Here is a 10754-nt window from a genome sequence, read left to right on the forward strand (position 1 = left end):
GCATGCCCAGCGTGGTGGGGAAGCGGCTGTCGATGCTGTCGACGCCAGCGATCTCGAAGCATTGCCCGATGATGGACAGCCCGGCGTGGCTGGTGAGGGTGCGGCGACTGGCGCGGAACTTGACGTTGGGCATGGCACTGTCTGGGTGAATGGCGATATTCGCTATATTGCCATGCAGTTCAGTAGGTTAGAAGCATTCCTGGGGGCCGGTCTCACGGATTCAGGATTTATTGAACAGCGTCGAAGCCTGGCGGTTGGCGTTTTAAGTACAGCGGCTAATGAACAGCTTGACCAACTGGAGCGTCAGTGGCAGCGAACAGCCAGCTTACGCCGAGAAATAGATCAACTCTCTATCGAGGTCAATGCCGCATTGAGCCACTATACAGTCATCAACCAGCAGCTCATGGGGTTAATTGGATCGCTTGCTCAGCAAACCCGCGAAGGGGAGATCAGCCGACAGCTGGCTGCTTATTTCAACCTTTTACACGCCAAGGATTTGGCCGGCATTGAACGCGCTATCCTCTCTGCAGCATTTGGTGCAGATGGTATGTCGTTTGAGATGCTCAATCGCTATTTAACACTGATAGGGGAAGAAGCGGCCTTTTTAACAGGCTTTCGCGCCTTTGCTGGCGCAGATCAACGACGCCAGCTTACGGACGCTTTGAGTGGCCAGGAAATTGAACGCTTAATTGAGAGACGAGAGCTTGCTATTCAGCAATACGATGTAGGGGGGTATAACGTAGACCCTAACGAGTGGTTTGAGTGGCAAACGGTCAAAATCAGCCGTCTAAAAAACCTCGAAGACAACGTGTCGCAACAAGTCATTACCACAACGGCTGCGTTGCAACGTGATGCACAGCTTGCCCTCTGGCGCTTCATGATTATTGCGGTCTTAGCCACACTGTTTGCTGTGGCGGCCGCCGCTATGATTGTCCTTACGCTGACGCGTCCTTTAACCGCGGCGTTAAAGAATATCTCTACACGAGGCAATGACTTAACCCAACGGCTTACCGTGCCTGGAACAGACGAACTGTCTAAGCTTTATCATGCGTTCAATGATGCGTCACAAGATACAGAAGCATTAATTGGAGAGATCAAGCGCAACGCACAGTCAGTAGAATTGGCCAGTGGTGAAATTGCCCAAGGTAATCAGGATTTGGCACAACGTACCGAAGAGCAATCGGCGTCATTAGTACAGACAGCGTCAAGCCTTGAAGAAATAACCGCCACCGTGCGCCAAACGGCTGACAATGCCCATGAAGCGCAACGCATGACGCATGATGTGGCTACGGAAGCGGAAGGTGCTGCAGCCATTGCCCAGCAAGCACAACAAGCCATGCAAAACATCCATTCATCTAGTGACCAGATTACGACGATTATTGCAGCGATTGATAATATTGCTTTCCAAACCAATTTATTAGCCCTGAATGCTTCTGTAGAGGCCGCACGTGCAGGGGAGCATGGTCGAGGATTTGCTGTCGTCGCTAGCGAAGTGCGTAAGCTTGCTAGTCGCAGTGCTGAGGAGGCCAGCCAAATACGCCAGCTGATTGAAAATAATATCGCCACTATTAATGAGGGTGAGGAGCTAGTGACATCCACCAACAACTCCTTAACGACTATTTCGGAGCGTGTGCAAAAGGTGGCCCGCCTGATGGAAGAAATGGCATCAGCGACCCACGAGCAATCAGCCGGTGTTGAGCAGATTAATCGCGCCATGAGTCAACTAGAAGAGGTGACTCAGCAAAATGCCGCGCTTGTCGAAGAAGTGGCGGCTGCCAGTCGCTCGCTTGATGAGCAGGCCGAAGAAATGTCCGCCCGCATTAGCAAATATAAAGTCGCCGATTCACTCTCTAATACCGCTCGCGGGTCAAAACAATCAGGTAACACTTTATCCGTTGATAAGCAGCACATCAGCTAAGGTGAGCAAAGAAGGGGGAGGTAACTCCCCCTCTTGCTGGGTACGTGATCGAGCAGCCTAGAACTTGTACATTGCCCCGATGGAAAACAGATCAATGTCATTATCATTGTCAATATCATACCACTCCCACTCGCTCACAATGCCGAGCTGGTCAGTGAACATGTAGTGAGCGCCAAGGCCATACATCAGGTCGGTACCATCGTCGTTAATACCGGCAGCAGCACCGCCCCCTTTAATATCCCACATGATCACGCCAAATTTGCCGAATACGCCGAACTGCTCGTTGAGCGGCAAAATGCCTTTCGCAGCAACCGTCCAGCCGTCCGCTTCGGCGCTAACTGCCGAACCGTCTACAGACCCACTGACCTCACCAAAATCTACCCAGGCAGCCTCGAAGGCGATGTTCGAATTCAACTCCCAGCCGCCGAAGATTTTCCAGCTGGTATCTGTGTCGTCGCAATTGGTGACACCGCCACAGGCATCGATGGTTGACTGACCGATGCTCGCCCCACCATAGAAGCCACTCTCTGCGAGGGCATCGCCTGTCATACCCAGCGTCAATAAAAGTGCGCCCATAATTTTCTTTTTGTTCATGGCCTGCCCCTGCCCTATGTAGTAACCCCAAAAGAAGCATAGGACTGCATGTTTACTTGTACAACGCTGGAATAGCGTATCGGGCAGGGCGACTCTTTTGAACCGCCCCGGTTATTCTGGAGACTGGTTTGTTTGAGTCAGGCAGCTGCACCCGACTCTTCCAGTTGACGATAATACGTCCTTTCTCGTTCTGCTGGTGGAACGTTTCCGATGGGTTCCAGCAGTCGGCGATTGTTGAACCAGTCAACCCACTCCAGCGTGGCATACTCAACGGCATCCAGTCCCCTCCATGGGCCACGATGATGGATCACCTCCGTTTTGAACAAGCTGATGATGGTTTCAGCCAGCGCATTGTCGTAGGAGTCGCCGGTGGTGCCGACTGAGGCATGGATACCCTCGTCAGCCATACGCTCGGTGTAGCGGATCGAGAGATATTGGCTTCCCCTATCACTATGATGGATCAACCCTTGTCTGTGTTTTCGTGCCCAGAGAGCTTGCTCCAGAGCGTCCAGCACCAGTGTCGTTCTCATCGACGTCGCTACACGCCAACCCACGATACAGCGTGCATAAACATCGATAACGAACGCAACGTAAACGAAGCCAGACCAGGTAGCGACATAGGTAAAATAGGCCACCCAAAGCTGATTAGGACGCATGGCCGTAAAGTCACGTTTCACTAAATCAGGTGCCCGTTTCTGGCCGGGATCACTGAGGGTCGTGAAGGGGCGTTGGCCTCGCACCACGCCGCGAATTCCTAGGCGGCGCATGAGCCGTTCTACAGTGCAGCGGGCAACATTAACGCCTTCACGGAGGAGTTGCCGCCAGACCTTACGGGCACCGTAGACGCAGAAGTTTTCTTCCCACACGAGCTGAATCTAGCGGTAAGAAACGCATCCTGCCGATACCGGTCTGCCCGCCGTTCAGGATCAGCTTCAAGTGCCTTGTGGTGGTAATACGTCGATGGGGCGATTGGCAGTTGACTACAAATCGACTCGACCCCGAACTGAGCACGATGCTCGTCGATAAATGACACCATCAATTGGGTTTGCGGTCGAGCTCCGCCTGGGCGAAAAAAGCAGCCGCCTTACGGAGAATTTCATTGGCACGCTTCAATTCGATGTTTTCACGCTCTAACTACTTGAGTCGTTCATGTTCAGACAGGTTAACCGAGCTGTCTTCCTGCGTGAGTTCTGTGCGTTTGCACCAGGCTCTCAAAGTCTCTGGTGTGCAGCCGAACTTGCTGGCAATGGAGCAGATCGCCGCCCACTTGGACGGGTATTCGCCTTGCTGTTCAAGGACTAATCGAACAGCTCGCTCCGGGACTTCTGGGGAATATCGTTTTGGGGAGTTCATAACTCCATCCTCTCAAGATATGGAGTCTCCGGTAAAGCCGGGGCGGTTCACCTTTTTCTCATGCTCTTTACGTCGTTGTGCCTGACGGCGACTTCGCTTGGTACGTGCTTGCGACTCCTCCACATGGGTTCGCAGTTCACTAATAGCGCGTAGAATTTCAGACTCATTGACCGAACTCCTGCCTTCCTGGCGAAGGCGTGCTTTGGCCTGGGCATGCTCCCAAACACTCATTGAGGGGAGAGCGAGATTGGCAAAGGGCACACGAAAATACTGCCCGAGCTCCGGGTCTTTGAACCAAATGACGCTAATGTCACGAGGGTCACGCCGAAACACAAAGGTGCGTTTCTTGTTCGGCGTGTCTGGATCTTTGGCATTGATCCATGGCCTGAGCGCCTCATCGTAATAGTTCATGCCATCGATGGTCACACCAAAAGTCTGGATCGTGCGCTGAAAGCTGGGCAAAAAATCGAGCAGTACAGAAAGTCTATCAGCAGGCCGTGGCGCTAAGCCCACTCCCTGCACATCGGCATTGCCAAACACACCGACTTCCCATTTCCGCATCGGTGACATACCAATCCCAGAATGAAGACGCTGGTGGTAAACCTTACAAATCAACGTCACCAGCCACTCTTCAAACTCGCTTTTCGTCATGGCCGCGTGCTTCTCTGGATCGTACCCCTCTTTCTCTTTAATGGAGGAAAAGGTCGTCCCAGGCAGGTTATGGATCTCTTTGAGAAGAGAGCCCAGCAACCGCTCGATGTGGCCACCGTAACGAGGCTGCTTAACAGGCCGAAATTCAAGATTGATTCCATAGGCTAGGCATGAGCGCCGATATTGTTACTTAATAGCAATCATCCTAAGTCGTAAAGCATTGCCAATCACGCTCACTGAAGAGAGTGACATCGCCGCCGCCGCGATAATCGGTGATAACAGCATACCTGTGAAGGGGTACAAAATCCCTGCGGCAATGGGGATGCCTGCCGCGTTGTAAGCAAAGGCAAAAAAGAGATTTTGGCGAATATTACGCATGGTGGCTTTTGAGAGCTTATGCGCCGTGGCAATACCGGTAAGATCTCCTCGCAGTAGAGTAACCCCAGCGCTTTCTATCGCCACATCGGTGCCGGTTCCCATGGCAATGCCGACATCCGCTGTAGCCAGCGCAGGTGCATCGTTCACGCCGTCGCCGGCCATGACAACAATGCGCCCTTCATCACGGAGACGCTGAATCACTCGGCCTTTATCCTCTGGAAGCACTTCAGCTTCGACCTCATCAATGCCTAGCCGACGTGCCACAGCGTTGGCGGAGGTGCGATTATCGCCTGTCAGCATCACCACTCGAATGCCGTCAGCCTGGAGTGAACGAATGGCTTCTTCGGTGGTTTCCTTGACCGGATCGGCAATGGCGAGCAGCCCAGCTAAATTCCCGTCGATGCTCGCAAAGATGACAGTAGCACCGTCGCTGCGCAATTGATCGGCATGTGTGTCTTGAGACTGGGTGTTAACGCCCTCGCTTTCCATCAATAGCCGGTTGCCCAGGGCAATACGCTTGCCATCTATCTGGCCTATAACGCCCATGCCATTGGGAGCCTCGAAGTCCAACGCTTCTGTTAATTTTACCTCTGCCTCTTTAGCCTTTTCGACTATTGCATGGGCCAAGGGGTGCTCGCTGCCTCGCTCAAGACTAGCTGCCAAGCGCAAAAGCTCCGATTCAGCAATGCCTTCAGTGAGAATCAACTCGGTCACTCGTGGTTTGCCTTCGGTAAGCGTGCCGGTTTTGTCGACGACGACGGTGTCGACCTTCTCTAGACGTTCAAGAGCTTCGGCATCGCGAATCAACACGCCTAACTGGGCACCGCGCCCTACACCGACCATAATTGACATGGGGGTAGCAAGACCTAGCGCGCACGGGCAGGCAATGATCAGAACACTAACCGCCGCAATAAGGCCAAACGCCATCGGCGGGGTAGGGCCCCACAATGACCAGGCGATGAAAGCCACAACAGCAATGAGAATAACGACGGGTACAAAGATGCTGGCGACTTTGTCGGCAAGCCCTTGAATGGGTGCGCGGCTGCGCTGGGCGCTGGCGACCATTTGCACAATCTGCGACAGCATCGTGTCCTGGCCCACCTTGTCAGCGCGCATGACAAAGGATCCTTGACCATTGATGCTGCCGCCAATGACGCCATCGCCGACTTCCTTTTTCACCGCTAGTGGTTCACCGGTAACCATGGATTCGTCAACGTTGGAGCGACCTTCCATCACTTCGCCATCTAATGGCACCTTATCGCCGGGGCGCACCCGGAGACGATCCCCTACCTGAACCTGGTCAAGAGAGATATCTTCCTCATTGCCCTGATCATCAAGGCGTCGAGCGGTAGCAGGCGCCAAGTCGAGCAGAGCACGAATAGCGCCAGAGGTTTTTTCACGAGCGCGTAGCTCTAATACTTGTCCCAGTAAAACTAAAACGACAATCACTGCCGCTGCTTCGAAATAAACGGCCACCGAACCATCGGCTTGACGGAAGGCGTCGGGAAAGATGCCCGGTGTGAGGGTGGCCAGCAAACTGTAGAGCAACGCGGTGCCGGTACCGATCGCGATTAGCGTGAACATATTAAGGCTGCGATGCACTAGCGAACGCCATCCGCGTACAAAGAATGGCCAACCTGCCCAGACGACTACCGGCGTTGCCAGCAGCAGTTGAATCCAGTTAGAGGTTTGCTGGGAAATAAAATGCATAAGGCCAAACACGTGGCCACCCATTTCTAGGGCAAACACGGGGAGGGTCAGTACTAGGCCGATCCAGAAACGCCTGGTCATGTCCTTGAGTTCGTCCGAAGGGCCGGTGTCAGCAGAGACGGTCTCAGGTTCCAGCGCCATGCCACAGATTGGACAGTCGCCTGGGCCTTCTCGTCGAACTTCTGGGTGCATCGGGCAAGTATAAATAGACCCCGAGGGTACTGACGCTTGTGACTGTTTGCTTGGCTCAAGATACGCATCAGGCTTGGCAATAAACTTTTCCTGACACTTTTCTGAGCAGAAGTACCAAGTCTTACCCGCGTGATCGGCACGGTGGCGGGAGGTATGGGGATCAACGTCCATGCCACAAACAGGGTCTTTCACCTTTGTCTCGTTATGGTCTTCAGACATCGTTCATTCTCCCCGTTTGGCGAACAAGGCGCATGGCTTCGTGCTCTTCAAGTGCTAAAAGGGAATCTAAGAGCTCTTTAGCCTCAGGAATTTCCGCTTTGCCAACGAGGGTTCGATAAAGGTTTATCGTTTGTTCATGGAAATCAAAAACCTCTCGGCAAATGTCGTCAACACTTAGCGTGGAATAGGGCGCATCGCAGGTACGATGCGTACGGATAGGTTTATGCTCCAAATAGTCATAAACGTAGGTTTTTAATGCTTTCGCGTCAGCAGTCTGTTCAAAGCGCGCCACAACGCGCTGCATTTCCGCTTCCTGTGCAGCTAAGTAATTGAGCAACATGCGAGCGCGCTCTTCTTCGTGTATATCGGCGCAATGAGCAAGGCAAGCTGCAAGATGCTCGTGTAACTGACGGGTCCAATCGATCAATTCACCAAAGGTTCTAACGTCCATTTGGTACCTCCTATAACGCTATTAACGTTAATGAGTGTGAGAGTGCTCGCTATCGTTTGAAGCGTCGCGTTTGGATAGGAAAATCCATTCGCCGAGTAAAAGAGTAGCCATTACTACGCCAGCAACGATGAGCACCATGGGGTCCGAGATGGCTTTTACCCATAAAAAGCCGATTAACACGACAGCATCTAGTAGTATGGCAATGCTAGGAATAACAGGATTAGCCCCCACTCTGTCCTTGAGATGACGAAGCACACCCCAGTGGATGGCCATATCCATGATCAGGTAGAAAATGATGCCTAATGCTGCGATGCGGCTCAGGTCAAAAAAAGCGGTGAGCACTAAGCCAAATACGATAGTGTACACCAGTGTATGCTTTTGTACACTGCCGGGCATGTGGAAATGGCGGTGAGGAACCAGCTTCATTTCTGTCAGCATGGCGAGCATGCGTGAAACGGCAAAGACGCTGGCGATGATACCGCCCGCCGTTGCCAACATGGCGAGAATGACGGTAAACGCAACTGCCGCTTCACCCAGTGCGGGACGGGCAGCGGCGGCCAGGGAGTAGTCTTGGGTTTCGATAATTTCAGGCAAAGATAGGTTGCTGGCAACGGCAAAACCGACAAGGGCATAGATCACCACGCATAGCGCAATCGAGATCGTGATAGCTTTGCCAAGATTCCGCTTAGGATCTTTAAGCTCCGAACCACTATTGGTAATCGTCGTGAAGCCTTTAAATGCCAGTATGCCGAGCGCCGTAGCACCTAAAAAGCCCGTTATCGTAGGCGTAGGTGCATCGTTGCCAGCACCCATTTCGATGGAGTCGGCAATAAACACGCCGACAATACCAAACACTATAATGCCACCTATTTTGATAAATCCGAGCACCGAGGCGACGGTCTCGATCAAGCGGTTGGCGGATAAATTGATCAAAAAGGCTATTAGCAGTAAACCAACCCCGAGTAGGGGCACAAATAGTGAACGATCCCCCAGGTCAAACAACTCAAGCGTGTAGGAACCAAACGTTCTCGCCAAAAAACTCTGTGCGATCACCATGGAAAAATACATCAGGAGGGCATGAAAGGCGGTGGGAAGCGTCGGGCCATACGCTTTCTGTAAATACATGCCAATCCCACCTGCTGATGGGAAGGTATTGGACATTTTAACGTAAGAATAAGCGCTGAAAGAGACAATGACGGCAGCGGCCAGAAAGGCTAGAGGAAATAGCCGACCAGTCATTTCGGCCATTTGGCCGGTTAGCGCAAAAATACCGGCCCCAATCATCACGCCGGTGCCTAATGCAACGGCACCGACCAACGAAAGACTGTTTTCTTTATATTGTGGCGTTCTATCCTGCCCAACCATGAAAGCGACTCCTTGTATTAACGGCAACCACAGCAGCAATAACTGCCGAGGACTCCTGTGCGGTGTTTTTTGATGCTATATAAATTAAAAATAGAACCTATGTGCAGCCACATGGCAAATGACTAACGGAAGGTCTGATTTTGCGAGGCCACAGGCAAGCAGCTCTTACCCTAAACTAGCTAGTCTTGCTCCTGGTTGTGTCATGTAGCCGTTATGACTATTAATGACAGCTCCAAGGTTCCTGTTTAGCGTTGTCTTTAACGTTCTGATCGACGAAACGGTAATACTCCTTCTTAAAGCGGTTCCACCGATCAGCGCTGACCTGTATGTCATGGAGCTTGAGAATTTTTTCAACGTCATCGATGCAGAGCCTCAGCGCATCGTAAGCAAGGCTGATATTTCGGTTTTTCTCGTTGTAGACCACCTTATCCATTCCATAGAGTCGGTCGATATCTGACAGCGCTTCTTCAATGCGTTTGGATTTACTAGGCTTGATTTTTAAATTCCGAGTCACCAGTGTGTTTTTGGAAACACCCAAGCGGTGCTCTTGTTGTGTCGTTTTCATGGTCTTTCTCCCAGGCGCGTACATGTATATATAGAGTGGTTCAGTCCTTGTCTATTTTGTCCTTATGACCGCCGTGGTGTTTATGCATGAAAATATGCATCAGTGGGCATGCTGCCAAAAAGAGGAAAGGTAAGAACTGAAATAGGTGGAGACGGTGCTCGGTTCCAATCAGGTATCCCGCCCAAATGACAAACCCAGCAAGTGGCACCCACAACATCAGCAAACGACTACTTGTACTGTTACTCATAATCACCTCAGTAACTCGCCCAAAGAGCCAACAGCAGTTAAGGCCGTTGGTTTGGGAAAAATCAAATAAATAACCCCAATAACAGCATGGATGATTTGTCTGAACGCAACCTGAACAGCATCGGAGGGAAATATGATCCTGATCAAGCGCCTCGCAAAAAGTAGGCGATAATTACCCAAGCGGTATCCATAGCCTCATTCCCATCATCATTAGGTTTTCGGTGAGCGATACAAAGCTTAATGGGTATTACTGTTGCCGACACAGGCGCACTTGAGCTCACGTTTATCGAGGTATATCGCTTTAAAGACAGAACCTGTCACACGGTGCCAACGAATAGCGCCAGTGGCGCAGCCAGCCAGATAAGCGTATCGGCCAGCAATTAGTAGCTTCGGAAGTATCTAGGCGTGAAGGTAAACGTAACTGAAGGGGACTTGGCGCTGGGCGTGCAGGTCATAGTTGAGAAACATGGCGCTAAAGCTCGCTACGCCCTGCAGCTTTTGCAGACCCGGGGGTATGATCGCTGTGGCTACGGCATACTCTAGCACGCGTGCAGTGAATATTATGCACTGAACCTCCCAACTGGCAGAAAAATCGATGAGTAACGCAGTGGCAAAAATTGCCAGCACAGGGCGATAGGTGGTCGCATTAGGGTCTGAAACGCTAACTCCCAGGTGCTCATGAAGCTCTTCATAGCCGCCAATACGTTCATAGCCCAGATATCCCTGGGAAATCGTATCGACATGTTCCTGCTCTGTAAACGCGTCAATCTCTTATCGCGAAGTCAGCAGGTTTACGTTCACCTAACCTGGATTTCTCACAGGGTATAAAAGGAAGCGGCTGAAAGTGCTATGATTTCAAGAATCTAACCAATCCATCAAGCACCAACAGCCGCTTCCAAAATGGTACCTGAAAAGCTGACCTTCTCGCCACTCTCACGCCGCCAAATTGAAGCCGACTTCTCCGGGGGGCCACATTACGTCGGACGCCGGATTACTCCTGCTTCGTGAAGTCGATAAACAGCATCGCCTGACACGCCGCTTGGCCGCCGTGCTTCATGATCCCCGCGCACCGGAACAGGTTCGTCATAAGCTCGACACTTTGGTTCGTCAGC

General features: G+C 51.9%; 8 protein-coding genes, 2 pseudogenes and 1 other annotated feature. Of the genes and pseudogenes, 2 read left to right on the forward strand and 8 right to left on the reverse strand.

Features of this window, described 5'->3' with window-relative positions:
* Positions 1–172 precede the first annotated feature (172 nt).
* Positions 173–1918, forward strand: coding sequence for a methyl-accepting chemotaxis protein (locus tag V8L71_RS19800; RefSeq protein ID WP_431313198.1), 1746 nt, complete (start codon positions 173–175; stop codon positions 1916–1918).
* A gap of 57 nt (positions 1919–1975) precedes the next feature.
* Here V8L71_RS19800 and V8L71_RS19805 read toward each other — a convergent pair whose 3' ends face one another.
* The 8 genes and pseudogenes from V8L71_RS19805 to V8L71_RS19840 all read right to left on the reverse strand — a co-directional run bounded on the left by V8L71_RS19805 (position 1976) and on the right by V8L71_RS19840 (position 9643).
* Positions 1976–2512, reverse strand: a complete 537-nt coding sequence (locus V8L71_RS19805; protein WP_290697555.1) for an outer membrane beta-barrel protein — start codon at positions 2510–2512, stop codon at positions 1976–1978.
* 137 nt (positions 2513–2649) lie between these two features.
* Positions 2650–3865 (reverse strand): annotated as a pseudogene (locus V8L71_RS19810) (IS3 family transposase).
* Positions 3474–3590 (reverse strand) — a sequence feature (AL1L pseudoknot). It overlaps the preceding pseudogene by 117 nt.
* 12 nt (positions 3866–3877) lie before the next feature.
* Positions 3878–4615: a Mu transposase C-terminal domain-containing protein gene (locus V8L71_RS19815; RefSeq protein WP_336275231.1), complete on the reverse strand. Its 738-nt coding sequence runs from the start codon at positions 4613–4615 to the stop codon at positions 3878–3880.
* A gap of 87 nt (positions 4616–4702) precedes the next feature.
* Entirely contained in the window at positions 4703–7015 is a 2313-nt protein-coding gene (locus tag V8L71_RS19820; protein WP_008958466.1) for a heavy metal translocating P-type ATPase, read from the reverse strand.
* Positions 7008–7466 (reverse strand): hypothetical protein, encoded by a 459-nt coding sequence (locus V8L71_RS19825; protein ID WP_008958467.1) that lies wholly within the window; start codon positions 7464–7466, stop codon positions 7008–7010. The genes V8L71_RS19820 and V8L71_RS19825 overlap by 8 nt, the downstream gene beginning before the upstream one ends.
* 27 nt (positions 7467–7493) lie before the next feature.
* Positions 7494–8831, reverse strand: a complete 1338-nt coding sequence (locus V8L71_RS19830) for an APC family permease (protein WP_008958468.1) — start codon at positions 8829–8831, stop codon at positions 7494–7496.
* A 220-nt stretch (positions 8832–9051) separates the two neighbouring features.
* Complete coding sequence (locus V8L71_RS19835; RefSeq protein ID WP_022522184.1) at positions 9052–9396, reverse strand: hypothetical protein; 345 nt, start codon at positions 9394–9396, stop codon at positions 9052–9054.
* A gap of 40 nt (positions 9397–9436) precedes the next feature.
* The gene (locus V8L71_RS19840; RefSeq protein ID WP_035586996.1) at positions 9437–9643 is read right to left on the reverse strand and encodes a DUF2933 domain-containing protein; all 207 of its coding nucleotides are present in this window, start codon (positions 9641–9643) and stop codon (positions 9437–9439) included.
* An 899-nt stretch (positions 9644–10542) separates the two neighbouring features.
* On the opposite strand from V8L71_RS19840, the pseudogene V8L71_RS19845 reads away from it, so the two are divergent.
* Positions 10543–10754: pseudogene (locus V8L71_RS19845) on the forward strand (transposase); the annotation flags it as partial.

Origin of the sequence: Vreelandella indica, assembly GCF_037070225.1 — a bacterium.
GTDB lineage: Bacteria > Pseudomonadota > Gammaproteobacteria > Pseudomonadales > Halomonadaceae > Vreelandella > Vreelandella arctica.

Coding starts and splice junctions, on each gene's coding strand:
- V8L71_RS19830 (WP_008958468.1), bottom strand. CDS start 8,831: ATGGTTGGGCAGGATAGAACGCCACAATATAAAGAAAACAGTCTTTCG.
- V8L71_RS19825 (WP_008958467.1), bottom strand. CDS start 7,466: ATGGACGTTAGAACCTTTGGTGAATTGATCGATTGGACCCGTCAGTTA.
- V8L71_RS19840 (WP_035586996.1), bottom strand. CDS start 9,643: ATGAGTAACAGTACAAGTAGTCGTTTGCTGATGTTGTGGGTGCCACTT.
- V8L71_RS19805 (WP_290697555.1), bottom strand. CDS start 2,512: ATGAACAAAAAGAAAATTATGGGCGCACTTTTATTGACGCTGGGTATG.
- V8L71_RS19800 (WP_431313198.1), top strand. CDS start 173: ATGCAGTTCAGTAGGTTAGAAGCATTCCTGGGGGCCGGTCTCACGGAT.
- V8L71_RS19835 (WP_022522184.1), bottom strand. CDS start 9,396: ATGAAAACGACACAACAAGAGCACCGCTTGGGTGTTTCCAAAAACACA.
- V8L71_RS19820 (WP_008958466.1), bottom strand. CDS start 7,015: ATGTCTGAAGACCATAACGAGACAAAGGTGAAAGACCCTGTTTGTGGC.